This window comes from Marinobacter adhaerens HP15 (genome assembly GCF_000166295.1).
Classification (GTDB): Bacteria; Pseudomonadota; Gammaproteobacteria; order Pseudomonadales; family Oleiphilaceae; genus Marinobacter; species Marinobacter adhaerens.
Genome location: NC_017506.1, coordinates 2,360,593 through 2,385,818, shown reverse-complemented (window position 1 = coordinate 2,385,818; position 25,226 = coordinate 2,360,593). Strand labels below are relative to the sequence as shown.

Below are 25,226 nucleotides of genomic sequence, written 5' to 3'. Positions count from 1 at the left end.
CCTGTCAGATTACAATGTTGGCGCCGGGCGGTCATACCCGAGCCGGGCCAGGGTATCCACGATGGTCTGTGTCTGGCTGTCTATTTCAATATTCACCCGCTGGCCCTGTTCACAGGACCCAAAGGTTGTGGCCCGCAGCGTCTCCGGGATCAGATGGATGTTGAACCGGTTGCCCCGTACCTCGCCAATAGTCAGGCTGGCGCCATTGATGGCGATGTAGCCTTTGGGGAAGATGTAGCGGGCCCATTCCTCGGGCACCTCAAACCATAGCGTGACGTTGTTTTCCGTGCGCCGTATTTCGACAATGCTGGCCGCCGTGTGTATGTGGCCAGAAAGCAGGTGGCCACCAATTTCATCCCCAATCCGGGCGGCGCGCTCGAAATTCACCTGGTCCCCGGTAGTCAGCTCCCCCAGCGTGGTAAGTCTCAGGGTTTCCTGCATGGCATCGAAATAAAGCACGCTGTCTTCCTGGCGTGTGACGGTCAGGCAGGTTCCGTTGATTGCCACCGAGGCGCCGATGGAGACGCCATCTGCCTTTTCTGCGGGGAGGCGAATGGCAAAAGTGCTGAGCCCGGGCTCTGCAGTGACGTCTTCGATGGTTGCAATGCCCTGGACAATGCCTGTGAACATAAGCCTGACCTCATTCAATGTGGTATGGGGCGCCTTTCCGGCAGGTGCGCCAAGGATAGCGAGCGGGCTGACTGATGCCAAGGCCCGACTGATGTCGGTATACCGGGGTAAACATTCAAGTATCCTGCATCATGGTCGATACCCTTCATAACCCCTGAATGCGGACAATCTGCCATGGCTGAAAATCAGAGTAAGGCCGCCACCCGGGCAAACAGTCCGGCGCAGGCCCCCGTGCTGCGCCCTGGTCGGGCGGCCGATCCTGTGCCCGCACCCTTGGAGGCGGGAAGCCAGCCTTCTGCGCCGGCTGCAGGTGCGGATGCCGCAAAAGGCGCGGAAACGCTGCCCGTTGATCAGGCGCCGGATACCGCAACCGGGTCCGAAGAAGCCTCGGGCGATGATCAGCATCGGGACGCTGGTAGCAGCAAGCCCGAGAGGATTCTGGCGGAATCCCGGCAACGCAAACTCCGGTTGATGCTTCGTCAATGCGACCGGGTGCTGCTGATGGACTTTGAGCTGCTGGCGATGAACGGTTGGCCGGACAACTATACGATGGCCGAGGCGCGTCGGGGCCGGGACCTCTGGTTATTCAGTGCCTTGATTGCGGCAGCCATCTTTCTGAGTGGGCTGACCGGGTTTGTGCCAGCCTGGATTGCAGGCGGCGGCTTCGGTGCGTTTGTGATCATCCTGCTGCTCGGGATTCCGGCGGTGCGCCGAATCTACACAACAAAACCTTCCTATCTTGATCTGCTTATGACCCGGCAGCGGATGCTCCGCGAGGCAAGGCAGCACGTTGCCCACCTGGAGGGCTCTGATGGCCTTATCTGGCAATGTGCCAGGATGTCGGATTTTAACCCTGCGCTGAAGAACACGCGTTTTGGCCATCTGTTGCGACTGTCGGAGAACCGGGGCCTGGCACGCCAGTTGACTCGCCGGGAGCACGTGCGCCTTTACCTGATTTACCTGCTGGAGGCAGAGAAGGCGTACAGCCGAGTTCAGAAAGCCTTTTTCGAGGGTAATCAGGAAGCGATTGATCAGGGGTGGGAAGAAGTCGCCGCAGAGCCTGAGCCGAGAACTTGACACAGATGCGCTTCAAACGTATGTTTCAAACAGACGTTTGCTAGAGGCATTGATAACAAAATGGCGCAGTCTGATACCGTTGACCGGATTCTCGATGCAGCCGAAGAGCTGTTCGCCGACCGGGGTTTTTCGGAAACCTCGCTCCGAATGATTACCAGTAAGGCTAAAGTAAATCTGGCCGCTGTCAATTACCACTTTGGTTCAAAGAACGCACTGATTCATGCGGTATTTGCGCGCTTTCTGACACCGTTTTCCGCCACACTGGAAAACGCGTTCGATGAGCTGGAAGAGCGTTGCAGCGGTAAGCCTCCAACCCTGAATCAGACGCTCTGGGCGCTTACCGAGAGTGCGGTGCGTATGCCCCAGCGTAACGAAAAGGGTATCTCGATCTTCATGCGCCTGCTTGGGCTTGCCTATACCCAGTCACAGGGCCATCTGCGCAAGTTCCTTGAGCAAGAGTACAGCGAGCCCTTCAGCCGGTTCATGCGCCTGCTCAAGGAAGCAACGCCTCAGCTTTCCTCGGTGGATCGCTACTGGCGTATCCAGTTCATGCTGGGGGCAACGGCGTTCACCATGTCCAGCAGCGATGCGCTTCGCGATATTCTTCAGAACAAGCTGGGCGTGGAAACCACCGTCCAGGAAATTGCTGCCCGCCTGGTGCCTTTCCTGGCAGCCGGCATGCAGGCCGAAGACGCCATGCTGATCCCGCCAGCTGGCAGCAAGGTCTCGGTTGCCTGAATTCCTCTCTCTCGGTTAGGCTTCCCACTGAACCTCCAAGGGAGCCTGGCCGGTTTTGACGCACCCCGCATCTGTTCGAATCGATATTGACCTGACCCTTCAGCGCCTGCAGCTGAAAAGCGAAGGCGGAGAGATTGTTGCCTCCTATCCGGTTTCCACCGGCCTGAACGGGCCGGGAGAGAGCGATGGCAGCGGATGCACTCCGCGTGGTGAGCACTATGTCCGGGCCAGTATTGGCGCCGGTCTTCCTGTTGGGACAGTATTCCGTGCCCGGCGCCCCACCGGCGAAACCTACAGCGTGGATCTCGCCCGGCTTCATCCCGAACGCGACTGGATACTGAGCCGGATTCTCTGGCTATGCGGTCGCGAGTGGGGCAAAAACAGGGGCCCGGGTGTCGATACTTTCCGCCGCTTCATATACATTCACGGCACACCGGACAGCGAGCCCATGGGCGTGCCGTTGTCCCATGGCTGCGTGCGGATGCGCAACGCAGACATTATTGATCTGTTTGATCGCGTCAGGCCGGGAACGGCCGTTTCCATTCGATAAAACTGTCTAGACCAGAGGAATCCGATGATCGGGGATGTTATGGCCATGGTGAATGGCTGGATCGAGAATTTCGGGCTGCTGTCTGAAGCCTGGCGCGTTGGAATTGTTGTCTTTGCGCTGGTTTTTGGAACGGCCACGGTCGCCTACATTGCCAGCCACATAATCGCGGCTCTTGAACGCAAATTCAGCCAGACCAAAAACCTGTTCGACGATGCCTTGCTGCATGCGGCTCGAAAGCCGGTGGTCGCGTTTGTCTGGCTGCAGGGGGTCTATTGGGCTGCCGAAGTGGCTCACAAATACTCGGAAGCGGAGATCTTCAAGGCCAATGAGTCGGTGCTGCAGATTGGTTTCATCTTCGTACTGGTCTGGGCGGTTCTGCGATTGATCAAAGAAGCGGAGGGGATTCTCGTATCTCCTCTGAAAATGAAACAGCCCATGGACTACACCACCGTCAACGCGGTGAGCAAACTGTCCCGGGCCGTTGTCCTCATTACGGCCGTGCTCATTGCCATGCAGTCCATGGGCTACAGCATTTCGGGGGTACTGGCCTTCGGCGGCGTGGGCGGTATTGCGGTTGGTTTTGCCGCCAAGGACCTGCTGGCGAACTTTTTCGGCGGTTTTATCATCCACCTGGATCGACCCTTCAAGGTCGGGGACTGGGTGCGATCGCCCGATCGGAACATCGAGGGGACGGTTGAGCATATCGGCTGGCGTCTGACGACCATCCGTACCTTCGACAAGCGTCCTCTTTACGTGCCGAATGCGGCGTTTACCACCATTGCGGTAGAAAACCCCTCGCGCATGAGCAATCGTCGGATCTACGAGACCATTGGCATCCGCTATGCGGATGTCGCACAGATGGCAACGATCGTTGACGATATCAGAGCCATGCTTCAGCAGCATGAGGATATCGAGAGCGATGAGACCCTGATTGTGAATTTCCTGGCCTTCAATGCCTCGTCACTGGACATCATGGTGTATTGCTTTACCAAGACAACCCAGTGGGTTCCATTCCACGAAGTGAAACAGGATGTGCTGCTGAAGATCAGCGATATTATTGAAGGCTACGGAGCTGAGGTCGCCTTCCCGACCCGGACTCTGCACTTGCCCGAAGGGGTTCGGCTGTCCGGATCGCAATCGGACGACTCGGCAGATAAGCGTGGGGAAGCCTCCTCCGGGAAAAGTGCGCAGAAATCGCAGAATCGCCAGACCACCGGAGATGTAGAAGATTCAGGAGAGTCAGAATGACGTCACCGGAGAAAATGCACCCTGTCGGGATTATCGGGGGTACAGGCCTGACCACATTGTCTGGCCTGGAAATCACCGGCGAGAATAAAGCCGGAACGCCCTGGGGCATGCCTTCCGCGCCATTGGTAGAGGGGCGCTTGGGTGATCAGCCGGTGATGTTCCTGTCGCGCCATGGTAACCCACACCGTATTCCACCCCATCAGGTGAATTACCGGGCGAACCTCAAGGCCCTTTACGATGCCGGTGTGCGAACGGTCGTCGGTGTCAACGCCGTGGGCGGTATTCATGCAGATATGGGACCTGCCCATGTGGTTATTCCCGACCAGATTATTGACTACACATGGGGGCGTGCCAGCACCTTTTTCGAGGGCAGTCTGGACTCGGTGACCCACATTGATTTCACCTGGCCCTACGACGAGAGCGCGCGGCAGATCCTGATTGATGCCGCCGGAGCAGAAAACGTGCCGTTTTCCGGTTTCGGAGTGTATGGCGCAACCCAGGGCCCGAGGCTGGAAACCGCGGCTGAAATCATCCGGATGGAGCGGGACGGCTGCGACCTGGTAGGAATGACCGGTATGCCGGAAGCCGCGCTGGCGGCGGAACTTGGAATGCGTTACGTCTGTCTGGGTTTGGTGGTGAACTGGGCGGCTGGAAAATCCGACCATATCATCACCATGGAAGAAATTGAGGCGGCCATCGAGCAGGGAATGTCCGGGGTCAAGCGGATCCTCGAAGTCTCGATGGCTGGCCTTGGGGTGCTTACTCCGTTGCCTCAATCTTCTTGAAAAATACCAGCACGCCGATCGTGGGGGAATCGAGGAAGTGGATTTCCTCACTGCGCATCCGGCGGGTTTCCCGAATCCAGGTCAACAATTCCAGGGGCGCGGGTTCAGCCAGAACCGGTAGTTGCTGACCGGCTGCTTCTCCGGTTGCTGCTGACATTGGGGCGGAGTCACTTGCTCCGGATGCGTCCGGGGCGGGGGGTGTTTCTTCAGAGAGCTCGGTCGCAGCCTCTATTGGCAGCTCCGATGGCTCTTCTGCCAGTTGCCAGTGGTTCAGATGCACATTGACGTGCAAATAGCGTTGCCGGTCGATGGTGATGTGTCCCTCCACCTCCCGGGTGCGAGCCTCGTTTAGCCAGTCACCTGCTTCAACCCGCAAGGGTGTCCCCTCGTAATCCGGTGGAAACGCCTCGTACCAACCGGCAGCCACAAGCACACGGTAACGGCCACTGCGTTCGAGTCTGGCGGCGGCACTGGCAAGATGGAGATCCTTTTGGGGCGCCAATTCCAGTGTGGTTTCCGTGGTGCCATCCTCCAGCGATGACCAGAGAACCTCTTCGGTCTCAAGGGGCGGCTCTACCGAGCGATCAGACATCCGCTCCTTCACAGCTTCCGGCTCTACAATCCGCTCAAGAATGACAAACTCCGCCCGGTAGTAGTCATCCGGAACCGGCGTGCCGGGCTCAAGAGGCAAGGTTGCCCTGTCAGGCTGCTGTGCGGCGCCTGTTAGAGAAAAGCTCAGAAGCAGAGCTGCCAGGATGGCCCGGGTCGGGTATCGGCACCAGCGAATTCCATCAATTTGCAAGGGTCGTACTCCACTTGTTGGTCGGCCGTTCATGAGCCGGACGCGTCATTTTTTGCTGGCTCCAGCTCGCCAAGCATCCGGGAAATGCCGTCGAGTTTACCACCGGTTGTGGCATCCTTCAGCCGAAAACGGAAGCTGTTGGCACCTTCGAGCCGGTACTGGTCAGGTGCGGATTGCACTTTTTTAACCAGAACCAGCGGATCCACCGGTGTCGAGCTGCCAAACTCGAGCCGCGCCCACTCCTTGCCGGCATCGACTTTCACGATGCCCAGGGCTTCTGCACGCAATCGAAGCTCGGTCTGGCGGATCAGGTTTTTGGCCGGATCCGGTAACAATCCGAACCGATCGATCATTTCAACCTGAAGTTCTTTTAATGCTTCCGGGCTGTCCACGCTGGCAATCCGTTTGTAGAGCATCAGGCGGTTATGGACATCCGGCAGATAATCCTCGGGGATAAGAGCCGGGATTCTCAGGTTCATTTCGGTGCCGTGGCTAAGGGGCAGGTCGGCGTTCGGGGTTCGGCCCTCGCGAATGGCCTTGACGGCCTCGTCCAGAAGCTGCATGTAAAGGGTAAAGCCGATACTTTCGATCTGCCCGCTCTGTTCTTCCCCCAATAACTCCCCGGCACCGCGGATTTCGAGGTCGTGAGTGGCCAGCATGAAGCCGGCACCCAGGTCCTGCGCCTCCGAAATCGCATCCAGACGCTTTTTGGCGTCCGCCGTGATGGATTTCGGCGGTGGCGTGAGCAGGTAGGCGTAGGCCTGGTGGTGCGAACGGCCGACCCGGCCCCGAAGCTGATGTAATTGCGCCAGGCCGAACTTGTCTGCCCGCTCGATAATAATGGTGTTGGCGCTGGGAACGTCGATGCCGGTTTCAATGATCGTTGTGCACACCAGCACGTTGAAGCGTTTGTGGTAGAAGTCGGACATGATCTTTTCCAGATCACGCTCTCTCATCTGCCCGTGGGCGACGCCCACCCGCGCTTCCGGAATCAGCGAACGTAAATCCTCTGCCGTCTTCTCGATGGTGGCCACGTCGTTGTGGAGGAAGTAGACCTGACCGCCCCGGAGAATCTCCCGCAGTATGGCTTCCTTGACCATGGCGTTGTCTTTCTGGCGCACAAAAGTTTTCACCGAGAGCCGCCGGGCCGGAGGAGTGGCGATAATCGAGAGATCCCGCAGATGGCCCATGGCCATGTTCAGCGTCCGCGGAATCGGGGTGGCGGTCAGGTTGAGCATGTCCACTTCGGCCCGCAGTGCTTTCAGTCTTTCCTTCTGCTGAACGCCAAAGCGATGCTCTTCGTCGATGATAACCAGGCCAAGATTCTTGAATTTGATGTCGCCCTGTAGCAGTTTGTGGGTGCCGATGACGATGTCGGCCCGGCCGTTCTCCACCGCCTCCAACGCCTTGCTGGTCTGGCCAGCCGTGCGGAACCGGCTGAGCAGCTCGACCTGCACAGGGGTATCCGAGAAACGGTCCCGGAAGGATTCATAATGCTGCTGGGCGAGGAGGGTAGTGGGGACCAGAACCGCCACCTGTTTGCCCGACCAAGTAGCCAGGAACGCCGCGCGCATGGCAACTTCGGTTTTCCCGAAACCGACATCGCCACACACCAGGCGATCCATGGGCTGCTCGCTGGTCATGTCCTCGAACACCGACTGGATAGCAACCTGCTGGTCTGGTGTCTCCTCGAACGGAAAGCCGGCAGCAAAGGCACGATAGGCTTCCTTGGGATCCTCGAAGCTGAAGCCTTTGCGCGCCTCCCGGCGGGCGTACACATCCAGCAGCTCGGCGGCAGTATCCCGGATCTTCTCAAGGGCTTTCTGTTTCGCTGTGCTCCAGCGGTCCGTCCCGAGTTTGTGCAGCGGCGCGTGTTCGGTGTCATTGCCTGCATAGCGGGAAATCAGGTGCAGGCTGGAGACCGGAACGTACAGCTTTGAGCCCCCGGCGTACCCAAGCATCAGGAATTCGCTCGCTTCGCCCTCTACGGTGATGGTCTCCAGACCCAGATAACGGCCAACACCGTGGTCGATATGAACCACCGGCGCACCAATCCGCAATTCCGACAGATCCCGGAAGCCGGCATCGTCCGTTTCCGTAGGCTTCTCGCGGCGCCGCCGCTGCAGTACCCGTTCGCCGAACAGGGCGGTCTCGGTGATCAGGGCAACGGAATGCTCGGGCAGCACCAGGCCTTGCTCCATCGGAGCAATGGTGATGGCCACGGAGCTTTCCTTATCGTCAAGAAAAGCCTGCCAGCCGGACAGGGTTTTCAATTCAACACCCTGTTCGCCAAGATTCTCCATCAGCGCCTCGCGCCGACCGGACGATTCGGCGCATATCAGCACGTGGCCGTCGAACTCTCCCAGAAACCGCTTGAGGCGACCGGCAGGGTCTGCGGCTCGACCGTCCATGGCGATATCCGGCAAGGTTGTCGTGGGGCAGTTAACCGATCCCGCGGCATCCTTTGTCTCCGCGGAGACGGTTACCCTCGGGAAGGCCTTCAGTTGTCCGAACAGCTCTTCCTGCTGCAGGAAGAGGCGCTTGGGCGGCAGAATCGGCCGCAGGCGATCGTGACGACGATCTTCGTACCGGTTGCGGGTTTCACTGTCAAAGTGGCTGACCGCATCGTTCAGTCCGTCCGCAGTAAAAACGTGAGTGGCGCCTGGCAGATAGTCAAACAGGGTTGCCGTCTCGTCGAAGAACAGCGGCAGGTAGTACTCAATGCCCGGCGGGGTAATGCCGTGAGTCACGTCCTGATAGATGGGGGTGTCTTTGTCGGCATCCGGGAACTGCTCGAACCAGCGGCTGCGGAATCCGGAGCGCGCCTCTTTGTGCCAGGGGAATTCAAAGGCGGGCAGCAGTTCGATGCGTTCGATCCGGTCGATTGAGCGCTGAGTCTCGGGGTCGAAAGTCCGGAGCGTTTCGATCTCATCATCGAACAGGTCAATCCGGAAGGGCTGGCTGGCGCCCATGGGGAAAATGTCTAGTATGGCCCCCCGGACCGCGTATTCGCCATGCTCGTAGACGTTCTCGGCATGCCGGTAGCCTGCCGCCTCAAGCTGCATTCGCCAGCTCTCGATATCCAGGGACTGTCCCACTTCCAGAAGCAGGGTGTTGCCCTGGAGGTAATTTACTGGCGGCAGCCTGTGCATCAGCGTACGTGCAGGAACCACCAGAACCCCGTGGCTGGTTGCGGGCAGGCGGTGCAGGGTCCGGATTCGCCGGGAAATAATGTCCTGGTGGGGCGAAAACAGATCGTAGGGCAGGGTTTCCCAGTCGGGCAGCGACAGCAGTTCCAGCCCATCGTCGCTGACCGCCGGGCCGTCTTCTTCCGGGGGTAGCCCCAGGAAGAAGCGCATGGCCTGCTCAAGCCGGATGGCATCGGCGGTGCTGCGGGTAATGACCAGGGTCAGACCCTTGTGCGCGCGCGCACTTTCGCAGATGGCCAGCGCCTCACTGCTGCCGTGCAGTTGACCCCATGTTCGGTGATCGGCCGGCCGAGACGGAAATTCGGGCGCAATCAGGGGGAGGGGTGACGGGCGTGTGCTGGCACCTTGGCTCATTGGCGGTCAGGTTCTCCTGCTGTGGATGTCCGGGAGCGGTGAGGCGCGTATTCTAACGCTCGCGCCCCTCACTGTCATGGCGCCGGCGCCATGGTCGGCGTTTGCGTTATTAGCCGGCGCGACCTATACGAAGGTCATGCCCCGCCGTATTTGCGGTCGACCGGATTAAATTGGATAATGTGCGCCCCAATTTCCAAGTGCCAATTGCAGAGGTCCAAGCGTGAGTCACGAACAGATCAATCAGCACCTGTCCAACTGGACAGAAAGAGAATCCACCGCGGAAGCCATGATTCCGCTGATCGGCCGCCTCTACCGCAAAAACAATGTGGTTACTTCTGTATACGGCCGCGCCATCATCAACCAGTCGGTTATCGACATCATCCGCGCTCATCGTTTTGTGCGCCAGGTTGAAGACAGCGAGCTTTCTGTTCACGACACCCTGCCGATCCTGCAGGCCATGGACAAGCTTGATCTTGGCCGCGCCCACGTGGATATCGGCAAGCTTGCGGTCAAGTTCAAGGACGAGGGCGGTGATCTTACCGAATTTCTGAAGCGTGAAATCGGTCCTGTTGTAGGGCAGTACGCCGCTCAGTCCGAGGAAGATGCCCACAACGACACCAAAGACGTTGTCCTGTATGGTTTCGGCCGTATCGGGCGTCTGCTGGCGCGCATTCTGATTGAGAAAGCGGGCGGCGGTAATAATCTGCGCCTGCGTGCCATCGTCGTTCGCCAGGGTGGAGCGGAAAACGATCTCGAGAAGCGCGCCAGTCTGCTGCGCCGTGACTCTGTGCATGGCCCGTTCGATGGCACCATCACGGTTGATGAAAAAGAATCGGCCCTGATCGCCAACGGCAACTACATCAAGGTCATCTATTCCGATGGTCCGGATAAGGTGGACTACACCGAGTACGGCATCAACAACGCCATCGTGATCGACAACACCGGTAAGTGGCGTGACGAGGCAGGACTTGGCCTGCACCTCAAATCGAAGGGTGTCAGCCGCGTGATCCTGACCGCTCCGGGCAAGGGTGATATCAAGAACATTGTTTATGGCATCAATAACGACTGGATCACCGACGACGACAAGATCCTGTCGGCAGCGTCCTGCACCACCAATGCCATCACACCGGTGCTCAAGGCAATTGAGGACGAGTACGGTATCGAAGACGGCCATGTTGAGACCGTTCACTCGTACACCAACGACCAGAACCTGATCGACAACTACCACAAGGGAAGCCGTCGCGGACGGAGTGCCGCCCTGAACATGGTAATTACCGAGACAGGCGCAGCCAAAGCCGTTGCCAAGGCGCTGCCGGTGCTCAAAGGCAAGCTGACCGGCAATGCCATTCGCGTACCGACGCCGAACGTTTCCATGGCGATCCTGAATCTCAACCTCAAGAAAGACGTTGATGTAGAAGGGGTAAACGACTATCTGCGCGACATGGCGCTGCATTCAGAACTTCAGAAGCAGATTGACTTTGTCAATTCGCCGGAAGTGGTCTCCACCGACTTTGTTGGCTCCCGTCACGCCGGCATCGTTGACGCCCAGGCAACTATCGCCAGTGGCAAGCGTCTGATCCTGTATGTCTGGTACGACAACGAGTTTGGCTACAGTGCCCAGGTGGTGCGAGTGGTCAACCAGATGGCAGGCGTAAATTACCCGATCTTCCCCAAACGTGCGAGAGACTGAGCGGAACGCACCTGATTGGTGAGGTAAAGGTCATCAAAAACCCCGGCAGCAACCGTTGCCGGGGTTTTTGCTTTTATGGCCAGTTGACTGGCTCGATTGGCGACCAGCTCTTAACCCGTTCCGGTTTCTGGTGGAAATAGGATTCCTTAATCTCTATAATTGGCGCGATTTTGGGTACGTCTGGCACTACGTTTCTCATGGTTTTTTCTGGGCCGCAGGTGTCGGGCGTTACGAATCCATTGAAAAGTTTCTGATGATTGGATGAGGCTAATGATCAAGATCAAAAAAGGCCTGGATCTTCCCATCAGCGGCGCTCCCGAACAGACCATTACAGACGGCAAACCCGTTCGCCACGTGGCGTTGATCGGTTTTGACTACATCGGCATGAAGCCGACGATGGCTGTGAAAGAGGGAGACCGTGTCAAGCGCGGTACGCTGCTGTTCACGGACAAGAAGACCGAAGGCGTTCGTTATACTTCACCCGCCGCGGGCGTGGTGAAAGAGATTAACCGCGGTGAGCGTCGGGTATTCCAGTCTGTCGTTATCGAAATCGATGGCGACGAGGCTGAGACATTTGCCCGCTACAGCGAAGCGGATCTTGCCGGCCTGGAACGCCAGCAGGTGGTTGATAATCTTGTGGAATCCGGTTTGTGGACGGCATTCAAGACGCGCCCCTACAGCAAGGTTCCCGAGATCGACTCCGCCCCTCACTCCATTTTCGTGTCGGTGATGGACACTAACCCGCTGGCAGCGGACCCGACGGTGATCATTGGCGAGAACAGCCAGGCGTTTGAAAAAGGCCTCACGCTTCTCACCAAGCTGACCACGGGCAAAGTGTTTGTTACCGGCAAGCCCGGATCCAACGTGGCGGTACCCAAATCCGACGCTGTTGAGGTGCACCAGTTTGATGGCAAGCATCCGGCAGGTAACGTTGGTACCCACATCCATCATCTGGATCCCGTATCCGGCAGCAAGACGGTCTGGAGCATCAATTATCAGGACGTCATCGACATCGCGAAACTGTTCGAATCCGGAGAAGTGCCGGTGGAGCGTATTGTCGCGATTGGTGGTCCCAAGGCCCTGAAGCCGCGCCTGGTTCGTACCCGTCTGGGTGCCAGCCTCGAGGAACTTCTGGAGGGCGAAGTTGCCACAGATTGTGAGATCCGGCCGATTTCGGGTTCTGTGTTCGGTGGTCGCCGCGGCGATGGCCCCTGCGCCTACCTTGGCCGCTTTGCCAACCAGGTATCCGTACTTGAAGAGGGCAACAAGCGCGAGTTCATGGGATGGCTGTCTCCGGGCCCGAACCGGTTCTCGGTGCTGAACATTTACCTGTCCAAGCTGACCAGCGGAAAGCTTTTCAACTTTACCACCACTACCAATGGTAGTGAGCGGGCGATGGTTCCGGTTGGCGCTTACGAGCAGATCATGCCTCTGGACATTCTCCCGACGCAGCTGCTGCGTTCGCTGATTGTCGGTGACACCGAGATGGCACAGAAGCTCGGAGCGCTTGAGCTGGATGAAGAAGATCTGGCGCTGTGCACGTTCGTGTGCCCGGGCAAATATGAATATGGTCCGATTCTCCGCGAGAACCTGACCCGAATCGAGATCGAGGGCTAATACGATGGCTATCAGACAGTTTCTCGATGGAATCGAGCATCACTTTGAAAAGGGTGGCAAGTACGAGCGCTGGTATGCGTTGTACGAAGCCGTGGATACCATTTTCTACACCCCCGGCAAAGTAACCTCCACAACCGCTCATGTGCGCGACGGCGTCGACCTCAAACGCATCATGATTACCGTGTGGCTGTGTACTTTCCCGGCGATGTTCTTCGGTATGTGGAACATCGGCTTCCAGGCCAACAGCTTCCTCGCGTCCAACCCGGACGCCATGGTTGCCGACGGCGGCCTGCGGACTGCCTTCATTCAGGCACTTGCCATCACCGGTGCCGGTGCTGGCGTATGGGATAACTTCGTTTATGGTATGGCGTACTTCGTCCCCATTTACTTCGTGACCTTCGTGGTTGGTGGTTTCTGGGAAGTCCTGTTCGCCACCGTGCGTCGTCACGAGGTAAACGAGGGTTTCTTCGTTACATCGGTTCTTTTTGCCCTGATCTGCCCGCCCACCATTCCGCTGTGGCAGGTGGCACTGGGTATCACCTTCGGTGTGGTTATCGGCAAGGAAGTGTTTGGCGGTACCGGCAAGAACTTCCTGAACCCGGCCCTGACAGGTCGCGCATTCCTCTACTTTGCCTACCCGGCGCAGATCTCCGGTGACACTGTCTGGACCGCGGTTGACGGTTTCAGTGGTGCTACCGCGTTGAGCTGGGCCGCAAGTGGCGGTCTGGAAGCCCTGGAAGCCCAGATTGGCTGGATGAGCGCTTTCGTGGGCACCATTCAGGGCTCCATGGGTGAAACTTCGACCCTGGCGGTTCTGATAGGTGGTCTGATACTGCTGGTCATGAAGATTGCCAGTTACCGGATTGTTGGCGGCGTGCTGATTGGTATGATCGGCATGTCCCTGCTGTTGAATATCGTCGGATCCGAAACCAACCCGATGTTTGCAATTCCTGCGCATTGGCATCTTGTTATGGGCGGTTTTGCCTTCGGTATGATGTTCATGGCAACCGACCCGGTGTCTGCGGCGATGACCAACACCGGTCGCTGGTGTTTCGGCATTCTGGTGGGCGTCATGACCATCCTGATCCGTGTCATCAACCCGGCCTTCCCCGAGGGCATCATGCTGGCGATTCTGTTCGCTAACCTGTTTGCGCCGCTGATGGATCATTACGTGGTCCAGGCCAACATCAAACGGAGGCTTGCTCGTGGCTAAAGCTAAAGAAACCGTCTCCCGCACGCTGGTTGTTGCGCTGGTTCTGAGTATTGCCTTCTCTGTGGTGGTGTCCACTGCAGCGGTTCTGCTCCGGCCGGCCCAGATCCAGAACCAGAATCTGGATATCAAGACCAACATCCTCTCTGCTGCAGGCATGCTGGAGTCTGGCTCCAGTGCCGAGCAGATCGAAGATGCGTTCGCACGTTTTGATGTTCGCCTTGTCGACCTCGATACCGGTGAATTTGTCGAGCCGTCCGACGTGGGTGTCCAGGATCCCATGAAGTACGACATGTACAAGGCTGCTTCTGATCCGCAGATGTCCACCAACATTCCTTCTTCGGAAGACAAGGCCGGCATCAAGCGTCGCCCGAATGTTGCCAAGGTTTACACCATGAGCGAGAACGGCCAGATCAACCGCGTGGTTCTTCCGATCCACGGCTACGGGCTCTGGTCCACGCTGTATGGCTTCATTTCTCTTGAGGGTGACCTGAACACCATCGAAGGTCTGGGTTTCTATGCGCACGCAGAAACCCCGGGGCTTGGTGGCGAAGTGGACAACCCGCGCTGGAAGCGCCAGTGGGTTGGCAAGGAGGTCTACAACGAAGACCGTTCCGAGCCCCAGGTGCGACTGGTCAAGGGCGGTGTTGGCGCCGACGCGCAGGACAAGGAGCACAAGGTTGATGCTCTGTCTGGTGCTACGCTGACAAGCCGCGGCGTTGAGCAACTGGTCAACTACTGGATGGGCGACCGCGGGTACGCGCCGTTCCTGCAAAAACTTCGTGAAGGGGAGGTCTGATCATGGCAGATGCATCAGCCAAACAGGTTCTCTTCGAACCGATCTTCAGCAATAACCCGATTGCCCTGCAGATTCTGGGCATCTGTTCAGCGCTGGCGGTAACCACCAGCATGAACGTTACTCTTGTTATGTGTGCAGCGGTTATTGCCGTTACCGCATTTTCCAACCTCGCAGTGTCGCTGGTACGTACCCAGATTCCGGGCAGTATCCGGATCATCGTACAGATGACCATCATCGCCTCACTGGTAATCGTGGTTGATCAGGTACTCAAGGCTTACGCCTACGAGATTTCCAAGCAGCTGTCGGTGTTTGTTGGTCTGATTATCACCAACTGTATCGTCATGGGCCGCGCGGAAGGCTTCGCCATGAAGAACGGCCCCTGGCTGAGCTTCCTGGACGGCGTTGGTAACGGTCTGGGCTACTCCGTGCTCCTGATCTTTGTTGCCTTCTTCCGTGAACTGCTGGGTGCCGGTTCCCTGTTCGGCGTGTCCCTGATGCCGGTGGTCAACGAGGGCGGCTGGTACATCCCGAACGGGTTGTTGCTGCTGCCGCCGAGCGCCTTCTTCATTATCGGCCTGGCCATCTGGGGTCTGCGGACCTGGAAGCCGGAGCAGGTTGAAGAGCCGGACTACAAAATGTCACGTCATGTCGCCAAGGAGGCCTTCTGATGGAACACTATATCAGTCTGATTCTGAAGGCCGTTTTTGTTGAAAACATGGCTCTGGCGTTCTTCCTGGGGATGTGTACCTTCCTGGCCATCTCCAAGAAGATCGAGGCTGCGACAGGGCTTGGCATTGCCGTTGTTGTGGTGCTGACTGTAACCGTGCCGGTGAATAACCTGCTGTACAACACCATCCTTCGCGAAGGCGCCCTGGATTGGGCAGGCTTGCCGAATGTCGACCTGAGCTTTCTCGGATTGCTGACGTATATCGGTGTAATCGCGGCTATCGTCCAGATCATGGAAATGGTTCTGGACAAGTACATACCGGCGCTCTATGCCGCTCTGGGTGTGTTCCTGCCACTGATTACGGTGAACTGCGCCATCCTTGGTGCCTCGCTGTTCATGGTTGAGCGTGACTATACCTTCGGCGAGAGTGTGGTTTACGGCTTTGGTGCCGGCCTCGGCTGGGCACTGGCAATCATTGCCCTGGCGGGTATCCGCGAGAAGCTGAAGTACAGTGACGTTCCGGAAGGCCTGCGTGGCCTGGGTATCACCTTCATTACTGTTGGTCTGATGTCCCTGGGCTTCATGTCCTTCTCCGGTATCTCACTGTAATTCACCCGGTGATTCGGTTTAACGAAAAGGCGAGACCATGAATACAGAAATTATTCTCGGCGTGGTCATGTTCACCGTTATCGTTCTGGCCCTGGTCGCAGTGATTCTTGCGGCCCGGTCCAGGCTGGTAAGCACCGGTGATGTGACCATTGAGATCAACGATGATCCAGAACACACGCTGAAGACCGAAGCCGGCGGCAAGCTGCTCGGTACTCTGGCAAACAGTGGTATTTTCCTCTCCTCTGCCTGCGGTGGCGGCGGTACCTGCGCCCAGTGCAAGTGCAAGGTTCTGGAAGGCGGCGGTGCCATGCTGCCAACAGAGAAGACCCACTTCACCAACCGTGAAGAGAAAGAAGGCTGGCGCCTGTCCTGTCAGGTTCCTGTCAAACAGGATATGAAGGTGGAAGTGCCGGAGGAATTCTTCGGCGTGAAGAAGTGGGAATGTGAGGTTGTCTCCAACCACAACGTGGCTACCTTCATCAAAGAACTCGTACTCAAGCTGCCTGAAGGTGAGGAAGTGGATTTCCGTGCCGGCGGCTATGTTCAGCTTGAGTGCCCTCCCTACGAAATCGACTTCAAGGATTTCGACATCGAGGAAGAGTTCCACGAGGACTGGGACAAGCACAACATCTGGCGCTACAAGGCGGTCAACAAGGAAGAGACCATCCGGGCTTATTCCATGGCGAACTATCCGGAAGAAAAGGGTGTTCTCAAGTTCAACATTCGTATCGCTACGCCGCCTCCGGGCACGGACCATAACCCGGGCATCATGTCGAGCTATGTGTTCAACCTGAAGCCAGGAGACAAGGTGACCGTGATGGGACCGTTCGGTGAGTTCTTCGCCAAGAAGACTGACGCGGAAATGGTCTTCATCGGTGGTGGTGCCGGCATGGCGCCCATGCGTTCCCATATTTTCGATCAGCTCAAGCGCCTGAACTCCAAGCGCAAGATCAGCTTCTGGTACGGTGCGCGCAGTGTTCGCGAGATGTTCTACGTAGAGGATTTCGACGGGCTGCAGGAAGAGAACGACAACTTCGAGTGGCACGTAGCTCTTTCCGATGCACTGCCGGAGGATAACTGGGAAGGCCCCACAGGGTTTATCCACAACGTATTGTACGAGAACTATCTGAAGGACCATCCGGCTCCGGAAGACTGTGAGTACTACATGTGTGGGCCCCCAATCATGAATGCGTCCTGCATCAAGATGCTGAAAGATCTGGGTGTAGAGGATGAAAACATCATGCTGGATGACTTTGGAGGCTAAGCAGTTCTGATGACATTCAGCATGGTACGACCCGCCAGGGTGGCCCTGGCCAGCGCTTTTACAGCGCTGGCCTTTGCCGTTCTGGCGGGTTGTTCGTTTGAGCCAGAGGAAAAAATCTGGGAAATCTCCGGACCTGTCTTCGGCACCAGCTACCACATCAATGTCGTATTGACCGAGGATCAGGAGAGGCTTGAAACTCTGGCCAGCGGTATCGATGAGGTGCTCGAAGGGGTTGATGCGTCAATGTCGACCTGGCGCGAGGATTCGGAGCTGTCCCGTTTCAATCAACGATCCGATCAATCCGAGTGGGTTCCGGTGTCAGCGGGCTTGCTCCGTGTTCTTCAGAAGGCTGAAGAGATCTCAACGATGACCGCTGGTGCCTTTGATGTGACCATCGGCCCGGTGGTAAATCTTTGGGGGTTTGGCCCCGAGGCGCGCCCGGAGCAGATTCCGTCAGAAGAATCTCTCTCCAGGGTTCTTGCTGCCACTGGCTTCGAGAAGCTTGAGCTGCGGGTCGATCCGCCCGCCGTGCGTGCGACACCACCGCAATATGTGGATCTGTCGGCTATCGCCAAGGGATACGGTGTAGATGCGGTTGCCCGTTTTCTTGAGAGCGAAGGCGTGGAGGCATACCTGGTGGAGATTGGCGGAGAGGTTAGCGTCAATGGCCGTAAACCTGATGGCAGCACCTGGCGACTGGCCATAGAACAGCCGATGGCCGAAGGGCGCGCGGTAAACCGCGTGGTGGCGCTGGAATCACGTGCTATGGCAACATCAGGTGATTATCGTAATTATTACGAATCGGAAGGGCGTCGGTATTCCCATACAATAGACCCTGAAACGGGTGAGCCAATTGCTCACAAGCTGGCATCAGTAACCGTTATCGCGGACGATTGTATGACGGCAGATGCTCTGGCAACCGGTTTTAATGTGATGGGCTACGAGCGGGCAAATGAGCTCGCGGTAAGGGAAAATATCCCGGCCTATTTTATTGTCAGGACGGATGAAGGCTTCGAGACGCACCAGACGCCCGCCTTTTCGTCCTACGTGACTCAATGAGGGGAGGGCAACATGGGTACCTTTCTTTTGGTTCTTTTCATCGTGGTTTTGCTGGTTGCAGCCATGTCTATTGGCGTGATCCTCGGGCGCAAGCCCATCAGCGGAACCTGCGGCGGGATTGGCGCGCTCGGTATCAGCCAGTCCTGTGATATCTGCGGTGGTAATACCCAGAAGTGCGAAGAAGAAAACGAACGGTTGGCCAACGAGGGTAAAGAGCCCGAGGCTCTGGCTTACGACGCCAGCAAGGCCAGCAAGCACTGATCTGTTTTTGACAATTACAACCATCTTTTCACGACGTAGATAAGGAGTCACTGCGCGCATGGCAGAACATCATTACGACGTCGTCGTTATCGGCGCCGGTCCGTCCGGCGAAGGCGCGGCGATGAATGCGACGAAACACGGCAAACGTGTCGCTATCATCGAAGACAAGCCTACCGTTGGCGGGAACTGCACCCACTGGGGCACCATTCCTTCCAAGGCGCTGCGCCACTCCGTCAAACAGATCATTACGTTCAACACCAACCAGATGTTCCGGGATATCGGTGAGCCTCGGTGGTTCTCTTTCCCGCGCGTGCTTCAGAATGCCCAGAAAGTCATCGGCAAACAGGTCAAGCTCCGGACGCAGTTCTACTCTCGCAATCGCGTGGATCTGATAAACGGCCGGGCCTTTTTTGTCGACCAGAACCGCATAGAAGTCCGGGGTAGCAAGTCCTCCGAGACGCTGCACTTCAAGCAGGCGATCATTGCCACCGGTTCCAGGCCCTACCTGCCACCCGATGTGGACTTCCGTCACCACCGTATCTATAACTCCGACACCATTCTGAACCTGTCTCACACGCCTCGTACACTGATTATTTATGGCGCTGGCGTCATAGGGTCAGAGTATGCCTCGATCTTTGCGGGCCTGGGTGTAAAAGTCGACCTGATCAACCCGGGTAGCCGGCTGTTGTCCTTCCTGGATGACGAGATCTCCGACGCCCTGAGTTACCACCTGCGGAATAATGGCGTTCTGGTTCGCCACAACGAGCAGTATGAGTCGGTTGTGGGCGACGACCACGGTGTGGTGTTGTCGCTTCAATCGGGCAAGAAAATCCGTGCGGATGCATTCCTGTGGTGCAATGGTCGCAGCGGGAACACCGAGAAGCTGGGCCTCGAAAATATCGGTCTGGAACCCAATGGTCGTGGACAACTGGCTGTTGACGAGCACTATCGCACCGAAGTGGACAACATCTACGCAGCGGGCGACGTGATCGGCTGGCCAAGTCTGGCAAGCGCCGCTTATGACCAGGGCCGCTCTGCATCCTCGGATATTGTCGATGACGCATACTTCCGCTTTGTGTCGGATGTTCCGACCGGGATCTACACCATTCCGGAAATCAGTTCCGTTGGTAAAACCGAGCGCGAACTGACGGAAGCCAAGGTGCCCTACGAGGTTGGACAGGCGTTCTTCAAGGATCTCGCCCGTGCCCAGATTACCGGAGAAGCGGTAGGCATGCTGAAAATCCTGTTTCACCGGGAGACCCGTCAGATTCTGGGTATCCACTGTTTCGGTGACCAGGCGGCGGAAATCGTCCACATCGGCCAGGCGATCATGAATCAGGAAGGAGAGGCCAACTCTCTGAACTACTTCATCAATACCACGTTCAACTATCCGACCATGGCGGAAGCCTACCGTGTCGCGGCGTTGAACGGTCTGAACCGGATCTTTTAACGGGGCAGGCCGCAAGAGGGGTCAGAAGAAAGCCTTCAACTGACCCCGGCTCAACCTTTCATATCCCGAATTCACCCGCTGACAGGGCTTCTTTACTGGCGGACACCCCGGCGTGACTCTGTGGCAGTGACAGAGCTGACCTGGCCCTGTTGTCGAAGAATATGCGGGTGCTGGTGGGATAGTCAGTGATGATGCTGTCCACGCCCATTTCTTCCAGTTGCAACATGTCGTGAATCCGGTTCACCGTCCAGGTGGACACGTGCATGCCCTTTCGATGGGCTTTTTCAACCAGCGCTTTTGAGCAAAGCTTCCAGTTGATGCAGAGATACTCACAGCCGAGTTGGCCCGCAATGCTCAAGGGGCGCGGGAATTTGCGCTCTGCTACCAGGCCGATGCGGATGTTCTTATTCCGCCGCCGGATCTGTTTCAGAAACCAGGTGTCGGAAGAGGTTATGGCCACCGTCTGATACAGATTGCGTCGCTGTATAACCTCTGTCAGGCGATTGCTGAGAATGTTCAGGCGCTGACGCGTGTCTTTTTTGACTTCCAGTTGCAGGTGTTCGAGGTCGTCGAACCGGTCCAGAAGGTCTTCCAGCGCGGGAATTCCCGTGGGTGTGGGCCAGGAGCTGGTGTTTCTTCGCGCATCCATGGCAGCCAGTTCGGCAGCCGTGTACTGACTGATACTGCCTTTCTGGCTGGTCGTGCGGTCAACCGAAAGATCGTGTACCAGTACCGGCTTGCCGTCTTTTGACAATACGAGATCCAGTTCGAAGTGCCGGATACCGTGCCGGTAGGCATGCGTAAATCCCGGAAGGGTGTTTTCGGGAGCTTCTCCCTTGGCGCCTCTGTGTCCGTAGACAATCATTCCGCTGCATCATCCTTCAGGCGTTGGTAAATGGCCTGGCGCTTCTTCCAAGTGTCGTGGCAAAGGCGTATGTCTTCGAGGTACGCCGGCAGCTCGTTCATCAGCAAGGCCTGAGGGCCGTCCACCAGGGCTCTTTCCGGCTTGGGGTGGAAATCCACGAGGACCATGTTGGCACCGGCGACGACGCCCTGGGCGGTCGCGTGCATGACATCAAGGATGCCGTCCGGAGACTGCTCGCGGCTGCCCACCGAATGGGAAGGATCCACACAGACTGGCATACGGGTGAGGCGCTTGACCGCCGGCACATGGGCGAAATCCACCATGTTCCGATGGGGCTGGCCGGCCTCGGTTTTCATGCCCCTCAGGCAGAAGATGACATTAGCGTTGCCTTCGCTGGCCAGATACTCGGCAGCGTTGAGGGATTCATTCAGGGTAATCCCGAACCCGCGTTTGAGCAGTACCGGATAGGTACTCTGGCGGCCAATGGCTTTGAGCAGCTCGAAGTTCTGGGTATTGCGGGTGCCCACCTGCAGCATTACACCGGTTGGACGGCCAAGCTTTTCGAGGCAGTTGTCGATTTCCTCAATGTGGCTCTCATGAGTGATCTCCATGGCGATCACCTTGATGCCGTGTTTACCCGCCTTTTCAAACACCCAGGGGAGGCAGCCCTTGCCGTGGCCCTGGAATGAATAGGGGTTGGTGCGCGGCTTGTAGGCGCCCATTCTTGTGCAAACTTCCCCATGTTCTTCCAGGGCCTGCATCATCATGTCGACGTGTTCGGGCACATCAACCGCGCACAGCCCGGCAAAGATGTTCAGGTTGGATTGACTGAACTCGACACCGTTGTAGGTGAAGCCGCTTTGCCGTCGATCGTCCCGGTGGCGTCCAAGAATACGGTAGTCGTCCGAAATGCGTATGGCTCGTTCGACCGCAGGCAGGGCTTCGATCTCTTCCTTGTTCAGGGGCTTGGTGTCCCCGAGAAGGTAGATTTCGGTCAGCCTCTGGGTGGCGCCCTGAACCTCATGAACCCGAACCGACACGTTCGGGAGATTCTCGAGGTAGTGCATGGTCTGTCGGTATTCTTCGCTGTCCAGAGCGGTATTCGGATGAAGAATCGCTAGCATGCTGTCTCCTTTTAAGAACCGGCGTCTTGCGCCCGGTGCCGCGCCTGCATGAACTCCCGATGATTAAGATGCAGCAGGTCTGCCATGCGGCGAATAAGGTGTTCTTCGTACTTGTCGATGCGGCCGTCCGCAAAGGCCACGCGCCAGATACTTTCGAGCAGGGCCTGTTTTCCTTCCTGGTCCAGGTACTCGTTGATCTGGCCGGTAAATTCATAGAGCGACGTGGCATCGTCTGCGTGGCTAAGGGCGTCTTCCAGAATTTCCTCGGCTTCGGCCCGGGTTACCTGATGTGCTTTTACTGCGCCATCAACAATGGCCTGCAGTTCGCGCTCGTCTTCATCCTGGTCGACACGGGAAAGCTGAACCATCAATGCCGTGGCAGCCACTGCGAGCTGATGGTTATCGGGCTTCTCGCGTTCAGCTTCCGGTGCCGCAAACAGTTTTTTCAGGCGCTCGATCATGATCGGACAGTCCTACTTCTGTGTTTGGTTTGAGGCGCCGCGTCAGGCCGCCCTGGCCAGCTGCCGGACCCGGTTTTCCAGTTCAATCTGGTCGGCTGTGAACCGGCGGATACCATCGGCCAGCTTCTCGGTAGCCATAGCGTCCTCGTTGGATTCCCAGCGGAACAGTTTCTCGTCGATGGTGCCAAACTGATCCGGTGAGCTGGCGGTGTCGGCGACCAGTCGACGCGGCAGATCGCCCGGGTCGTCCTGCAACTCCTGCAGCAGGGTAGGGCTTATGGTCAGGCGGTCACAGCCAGCCAGCATTTCAATTTCGCCGGTGTTCCGGAAACTGGCACCCATCACTACCGTTTTAAAGCCGTTGGCCTTGTAGTAATTGTAGATGCGGGATACCGAAAGCACCCCCGGATCCTCTGCAGCCGGGTAGGTGTCCCGGCCAGTGCTGGCCAGGTGCCAGTCCAGGATTCGACCTACAAAGGGCGAGATCAGGAATGCACCGGCCTGGGCACAGGCAGCGGCCTGAATGAAAGAAAACAGCAACGTCAGGTTGCAGTGAATGCCTTCTTTCTCCAGTTGCTCGGCGGCCCGGATCCCTTCCCAGGTAGAAGCAATCTTGATCAGTACGCGACTGGTGTCTACGCCCTGTTTGTCGTACAGCTCAACCAGGCGGCGGGCGCGCTCGAGCGTACCGGCGGTATCAAAGGACAAACGGGCATCCACCTCCGTCGAAACCACACCGGGAATCAGGTTCAGGATTTCTCGGCCGGCGAGTACGGCCAGCATATCCGTGGCCATGGTCAGCTGCTCGGCGTCTGAGCCGCCATGCCGCCGGGCTTCTGCCACAGCCTTGTCCAGCATCGGCCGGTAAGCGTCGGAAGCGGCAGCTTTGAGCAGCAGGGATGGATTGGTGGTGGCATCTTCCGGCCGCCACTTCGCAATGGCTTCGATATCGCCGGTATCCGCTACCACCGTGGTCATGGTCTTCAGTTGGTCGAGCTTGCTGGTCATTCGTCCTGTCGTCCCGGTTGATCTGTTATTGGTGCGCCCGAATCCCGGGCGCTGGCTATATGCCTACAATAACGGGCCGCTCTGACAGGAACAAGACAACAAAAGGTATGGTGGCAATTGCCTGCGATTAAGCTTCGGCAATCTCCGGCGCCGCCGGTTCACGAACCTTTTCCAGAGCGGTTTCGATCACTTCCAGGCCAGCACCGGATTTATGGGCGTTCTCGCTGATATAGCGACGGAACTGCCGACCGCCAGGTTGGCCGTGGAAAAGGCCGAGAAGGTGCCTGGACATGTGAGTCAGGAATACGCCGCGCTCAAGTTCGCTCCCTATGAACGGAAGCATGGCCCGAAGTGCCTGATGCCGGGTTTCTACCGGCGCCGCCTGCCCGAAAAACTCCGGGTCAACTCCCGCCAGCAGCCAGGGATTGTGGTACGCCTCCCGACCCAGCATCACGCCGTCGGTATGCCGGAGATGCTCGTGGCACTCACCGAAGGTCTTGATGCCGCCGTTGATGATGATTTCAAGGTGCGGGTATTTCGCTTTCAGCCGGTAGACCCAGTCGTATTTAAGCGGAGGGACTTCCCGGTTTTCCTTGGGGCTCAGGCCTTCGAGAATCGCGATCCGGGCGTGCACGATAAAGGTCCGGCAGCCAGCTTCGGACACTTTTTCCACGAATTCGCAGAGATCGTCCCAGGACTCCCGCCCATCAATACCGATTCGATGCTTCACGGTGACTGGCAGGTCGGTTGCTTCGATCATGGCGCGCACGCCCTCTGCCACCTTGTCCGGATGGCCCATCAGGCAGGCACCGATCATGTTGTTCTGAACACGGTCGCTGGGGCAACCGACGTTCAGGTTAACCTCATCGAAGCCGTATTGCTGTGCCAGCCTGGCGCAGTGGGCAAGTTCGCCAGCATCGCTGCCACCCAGCTGAAGGGCCAGTGGGTATTCGGCCTCATCGTGGCGCAGAAAGCGCGCGGTGTCGCCATGAATCAGTGCGCCGGTGGTGACCATCTCGGTGTAGAGCAGGGTATGCCGGCTGAGCTGGCGCGCCAGATAACGGTAGTGACTGGTGGTCCAGTCCATCATTGGTGCCACGCAGAAGCGGCGGGAGGGGCCGGAGTTGTGCAGCATGGTTTCCTGGGATGGTATTCCAGACATTACGGTACCTGTTATCAACCAAAAACGTGTGGCGTAAATCGTTACGGCGAAAATTGTCGTCTAGTTTAACAGGCATCTGCTTGCGATTTCCGTAAGGCTTTGGCGAAACCCATAACAGGCTTCAGGCTGCGCGTTTCAAATAGTTGCGGAGAAAATTGAAGTAGATTAGAGCGTCTCGAGTGGAGAACAGCTGGGGCTTGAATCCACCATAGAGTTTGTTGATGTAATTGCCCGGAACCTCGGGAAGCTTCGCCAGAGCCATTGCCCAATCGTCAAACTGGCGATGATCGATTTGCTCGTACTGAATCAGGCGAACATCCTGGTGGCGAGGATCGGCAGTGATGCCAAGGTAAAGTCTGTTGACAGCCTCTTTCTCACCTTCCAAAACCTGCATGAAATTGAACTGATCATAAGCCAGCAGGCCGGTGATGCCGTCCCGCTCGTTTCTTTTGATGGATTCCGCGAGGATGTCGTCTAAATCGGATTCCTGCAGATGCGAAGAAACGCTGCTGAAATAGATAAGCCTGCAAAGTCTGGGCTTTGATGCGTCCATAGCAAAAAACCTCCCTGAAGGAGAAGCACTCCTT

General features: G+C 57.4%; 24 protein-coding genes. 15 read left to right on the top strand and 9 right to left on the bottom strand.

Annotated elements, in window-relative coordinates; translation table 11 throughout:
• Window positions 1-9 precede the first annotated feature (9 nt).
• Window positions 10-630, bottom strand: coding sequence for a riboflavin synthase (locus HP15_RS11290; protein WP_014577581.1), 621 nt, complete (start codon window positions 628-630; stop codon window positions 10-12).
• A gap of 174 nt (window positions 631-804) precedes the next feature.
• Between HP15_RS11290 and HP15_RS11285 the strand changes: the two genes are divergently transcribed.
• From HP15_RS11285 to HP15_RS11265, 5 genes are read left to right on the top strand one after another with little or no spacing between them, the layout of a single operon-like run.
• The gene (locus HP15_RS11285) at window positions 805-1,707 is read left to right on the top strand and encodes a hypothetical protein (protein WP_041645319.1); all 903 of its coding nucleotides are present in this window, start codon (window positions 805-807) and stop codon (window positions 1,705-1,707) included.
• A gap of 60 nt (window positions 1,708-1,767) precedes the next feature.
• Window positions 1,768-2,445: a TetR/AcrR family transcriptional regulator gene (locus HP15_RS11280; protein WP_008173132.1), complete on the top strand. Its 678-nt coding sequence runs from the start codon at window positions 1,768-1,770 to the stop codon at window positions 2,443-2,445.
• Between the two features lie 55 nt (window positions 2,446-2,500).
• On the top strand, window positions 2,501-2,995 hold the full coding sequence (locus HP15_RS11275; RefSeq protein ID WP_014577579.1) for a L,D-transpeptidase: 495 nt from the start codon (window positions 2,501-2,503) through the stop codon (window positions 2,993-2,995).
• A 24-nt stretch (window positions 2,996-3,019) separates the two neighbouring features.
• On the top strand, window positions 3,020-4,243 hold the full coding sequence (locus HP15_RS11270; RefSeq protein WP_014577578.1) for a mechanosensitive ion channel family protein: 1,224 nt from the start codon (window positions 3,020-3,022) through the stop codon (window positions 4,241-4,243).
• Window positions 4,240-5,028 carry an S-methyl-5'-thioinosine phosphorylase gene (locus tag HP15_RS11265; protein WP_014577577.1) on the top strand — a complete coding sequence of 263 codons (789 nt, stop codon included), beginning with the start codon at window positions 4,240-4,242 and terminating at the stop codon, window positions 5,026-5,028. The genes HP15_RS11270 and HP15_RS11265 overlap by 4 nt, the downstream gene beginning before the upstream one ends.
• Here the strand turns inward: HP15_RS11265 and HP15_RS11260 are convergent.
• Together HP15_RS11260 and mfd are read right to left on the bottom strand one after the other, a co-directional pair.
• On the bottom strand, window positions 5,003-5,830 hold the full coding sequence (locus HP15_RS11260) for a CsiV family protein (RefSeq protein WP_014577576.1): 828 nt from the start codon (window positions 5,828-5,830) through the stop codon (window positions 5,003-5,005). The genes HP15_RS11265 and HP15_RS11260 overlap by 26 nt on opposite strands.
• 29 nt (window positions 5,831-5,859) lie before the next feature.
• A complete protein-coding gene (mfd, locus tag HP15_RS11255) occupies window positions 5,860-9,393 on the bottom strand; it encodes a transcription-repair coupling factor (RefSeq protein WP_014577575.1) in 3,534 nt (1,177 codons plus the stop codon).
• A 220-nt stretch (window positions 9,394-9,613) separates the two neighbouring features.
• On the opposite strand from mfd, the gene HP15_RS11250 reads away from it, so the two are divergent.
• The 10 genes from HP15_RS11250 to sthA all read left to right on the top strand — a co-directional run bounded on the left by HP15_RS11250 (window position 9,614) and on the right by sthA (window position 20,019).
• Window positions 9,614-11,083, top strand: coding sequence for a glyceraldehyde-3-phosphate dehydrogenase (locus HP15_RS11250; protein ID WP_014577573.1), 1,470 nt, complete (start codon window positions 9,614-9,616; stop codon window positions 11,081-11,083).
• 270 nt (window positions 11,084-11,353) lie between these two features.
• Complete coding sequence (locus HP15_RS11245; RefSeq protein WP_014577571.1) at window positions 11,354-12,700, top strand: Na(+)-translocating NADH-quinone reductase subunit A; 1,347 nt, start codon at window positions 11,354-11,356, stop codon at window positions 12,698-12,700.
• Between the two features lie 4 nt (window positions 12,701-12,704).
• Entirely contained in the window at window positions 12,705-13,913 is a 1,209-nt protein-coding gene (locus HP15_RS11240; protein WP_014577570.1) for an NADH:ubiquinone reductase (Na(+)-transporting) subunit B, read from the top strand.
• A complete protein-coding gene (locus tag HP15_RS11235; RefSeq protein ID WP_014577569.1) occupies window positions 13,906-14,709 on the top strand; it encodes a Na(+)-translocating NADH-quinone reductase subunit C in 804 nt (267 codons plus the stop codon). Before HP15_RS11240 ends, HP15_RS11235 begins: the two co-directional genes overlap by 8 nt.
• Window positions 14,710-14,711: 2 nt before the next feature.
• Entirely contained in the window at window positions 14,712-15,377 is a 666-nt protein-coding gene (locus tag HP15_RS11230) for an NADH:ubiquinone reductase (Na(+)-transporting) subunit D (RefSeq protein ID WP_008175066.1), read from the top strand.
• Window positions 15,377-15,985 carry an NADH:ubiquinone reductase (Na(+)-transporting) subunit E gene (nqrE, locus tag HP15_RS11225; RefSeq protein ID WP_014577568.1) on the top strand — a complete coding sequence of 203 codons (609 nt, stop codon included), beginning with the start codon at window positions 15,377-15,379 and terminating at the stop codon, window positions 15,983-15,985. The genes HP15_RS11230 and nqrE overlap by 1 nt, the downstream gene beginning before the upstream one ends.
• Before the next feature lie 37 nt (window positions 15,986-16,022).
• The gene (gene nqrF, locus HP15_RS11220; protein ID WP_014577567.1) at window positions 16,023-17,249 is read left to right on the top strand and encodes an NADH:ubiquinone reductase (Na(+)-transporting) subunit F; all 1,227 of its coding nucleotides are present in this window, start codon (window positions 16,023-16,025) and stop codon (window positions 17,247-17,249) included.
• A gap of 9 nt (window positions 17,250-17,258) precedes the next feature.
• A complete protein-coding gene (locus HP15_RS11215; protein ID WP_041645317.1) occupies window positions 17,259-18,308 on the top strand; it encodes an FAD:protein FMN transferase in 1,050 nt (349 codons plus the stop codon).
• A gap of 12 nt (window positions 18,309-18,320) precedes the next feature.
• Window positions 18,321-18,569 carry a (Na+)-NQR maturation NqrM gene (nqrM, locus tag HP15_RS11210; protein ID WP_008175057.1) on the top strand — a complete coding sequence of 83 codons (249 nt, stop codon included), beginning with the start codon at window positions 18,321-18,323 and terminating at the stop codon, window positions 18,567-18,569.
• Window positions 18,570-18,627: 58 nt separating this feature from the next.
• Window positions 18,628-20,019, top strand: a complete 1,392-nt coding sequence (sthA, locus tag HP15_RS11205) for a Si-specific NAD(P)(+) transhydrogenase (protein ID WP_008175054.1) — start codon at window positions 18,628-18,630, stop codon at window positions 20,017-20,019.
• Window positions 20,020-20,077: 58 nt separating this feature from the next.
• On the opposite strand, the gene HP15_RS11200 is transcribed toward sthA, so the two are convergent.
• The 6 genes from HP15_RS11200 to HP15_RS11175 form a co-directional block, all read right to left on the bottom strand.
• Window positions 20,078-20,884: a glycerophosphodiester phosphodiesterase gene (locus tag HP15_RS11200; protein WP_014577565.1), complete on the bottom strand. Its 807-nt coding sequence runs from the start codon at window positions 20,882-20,884 to the stop codon at window positions 20,078-20,080.
• On the bottom strand, window positions 20,881-22,008 hold the full coding sequence (locus tag HP15_RS11195; RefSeq protein WP_014577564.1) for a 3-deoxy-7-phosphoheptulonate synthase: 1,128 nt from the start codon (window positions 22,006-22,008) through the stop codon (window positions 20,881-20,883). The genes HP15_RS11200 and HP15_RS11195 overlap by 4 nt, the downstream gene beginning before the upstream one ends.
• An 11-nt stretch (window positions 22,009-22,019) precedes the next feature.
• Window positions 22,020-22,469, bottom strand: coding sequence for a tellurite resistance TerB family protein (locus HP15_RS11190; RefSeq protein ID WP_014577563.1), 450 nt, complete (start codon window positions 22,467-22,469; stop codon window positions 22,020-22,022).
• Window positions 22,470-22,511: 42 nt separating this feature from the next.
• The gene (gene tal, locus HP15_RS11185) at window positions 22,512-23,477 is read right to left on the bottom strand and encodes a transaldolase (protein WP_014577562.1); all 966 of its coding nucleotides are present in this window, start codon (window positions 23,475-23,477) and stop codon (window positions 22,512-22,514) included.
• Between the two features lie 127 nt (window positions 23,478-23,604).
• Window positions 23,605-24,639: a tRNA dihydrouridine(20/20a) synthase DusA gene (gene dusA, locus HP15_RS11180; protein ID WP_014577561.1), complete on the bottom strand. Its 1,035-nt coding sequence runs from the start codon at window positions 24,637-24,639 to the stop codon at window positions 23,605-23,607.
• 121 nt (window positions 24,640-24,760) lie between these two features.
• Complete coding sequence (locus HP15_RS11175; RefSeq protein WP_014577560.1) at window positions 24,761-25,192, bottom strand: BLUF domain-containing protein; 432 nt, start codon at window positions 25,190-25,192, stop codon at window positions 24,761-24,763.
• Window positions 25,193-25,226 lie beyond the last annotated feature (34 nt).

Coding starts and splice junctions, on each gene's coding strand:
- HP15_RS11195 (WP_014577564.1), bottom strand. CDS start 22,008: ATGCTAGCGATTCTTCATCCGAATACCGCTCTGGACAGCGAAGAATAC.
- tal (WP_014577562.1), bottom strand. CDS start 23,477: ATGACCAGCAAGCTCGACCAACTGAAGACCATGACCACGGTGGTAGCG.
- HP15_RS11240 (WP_014577570.1), top strand. CDS start 12,705: ATGGCTATCAGACAGTTTCTCGATGGAATCGAGCATCACTTTGAAAAG.
- dusA (WP_014577561.1), bottom strand. CDS start 24,639: ATGTCTGGAATACCATCCCAGGAAACCATGCTGCACAACTCCGGCCCC.
- HP15_RS11230 (WP_008175066.1), top strand. CDS start 14,712: ATGGCAGATGCATCAGCCAAACAGGTTCTCTTCGAACCGATCTTCAGC.
- mfd (WP_014577575.1), bottom strand. CDS start 9,393: ATGAGCCAAGGTGCCAGCACACGCCCGTCACCCCTCCCCCTGATTGCG.
- HP15_RS11200 (WP_014577565.1), bottom strand. CDS start 20,884: ATGATTGTCTACGGACACAGAGGCGCCAAGGGAGAAGCTCCCGAAAAC.
- sthA (WP_008175054.1), top strand. CDS start 18,628: ATGGCAGAACATCATTACGACGTCGTCGTTATCGGCGCCGGTCCGTCC.
- nqrF (WP_014577567.1), top strand. CDS start 16,023: ATGAATACAGAAATTATTCTCGGCGTGGTCATGTTCACCGTTATCGTT.
- HP15_RS11215 (WP_041645317.1), top strand. CDS start 17,259: ATGACATTCAGCATGGTACGACCCGCCAGGGTGGCCCTGGCCAGCGCT.
- nqrE (WP_014577568.1), top strand. CDS start 15,377: ATGGAACACTATATCAGTCTGATTCTGAAGGCCGTTTTTGTTGAAAAC.
- HP15_RS11190 (WP_014577563.1), bottom strand. CDS start 22,469: ATGATCGAGCGCCTGAAAAAACTGTTTGCGGCACCGGAAGCTGAACGC.
- HP15_RS11290 (WP_014577581.1), bottom strand. CDS start 630: ATGTTCACAGGCATTGTCCAGGGCATTGCAACCATCGAAGACGTCACT.
- HP15_RS11280 (WP_008173132.1), top strand. CDS start 1,768: ATGGCGCAGTCTGATACCGTTGACCGGATTCTCGATGCAGCCGAAGAG.
- nqrM (WP_008175057.1), top strand. CDS start 18,321: ATGGGTACCTTTCTTTTGGTTCTTTTCATCGTGGTTTTGCTGGTTGCA.
- HP15_RS11175 (WP_014577560.1), bottom strand. CDS start 25,192: ATGGACGCATCAAAGCCCAGACTTTGCAGGCTTATCTATTTCAGCAGC.
- HP15_RS11245 (WP_014577571.1), top strand. CDS start 11,354: ATGATCAAGATCAAAAAAGGCCTGGATCTTCCCATCAGCGGCGCTCCC.
- HP15_RS11265 (WP_014577577.1), top strand. CDS start 4,240: ATGACGTCACCGGAGAAAATGCACCCTGTCGGGATTATCGGGGGTACA.
- HP15_RS11270 (WP_014577578.1), top strand. CDS start 3,020: ATGATCGGGGATGTTATGGCCATGGTGAATGGCTGGATCGAGAATTTC.
- HP15_RS11285 (WP_041645319.1), top strand. CDS start 805: ATGGCTGAAAATCAGAGTAAGGCCGCCACCCGGGCAAACAGTCCGGCG.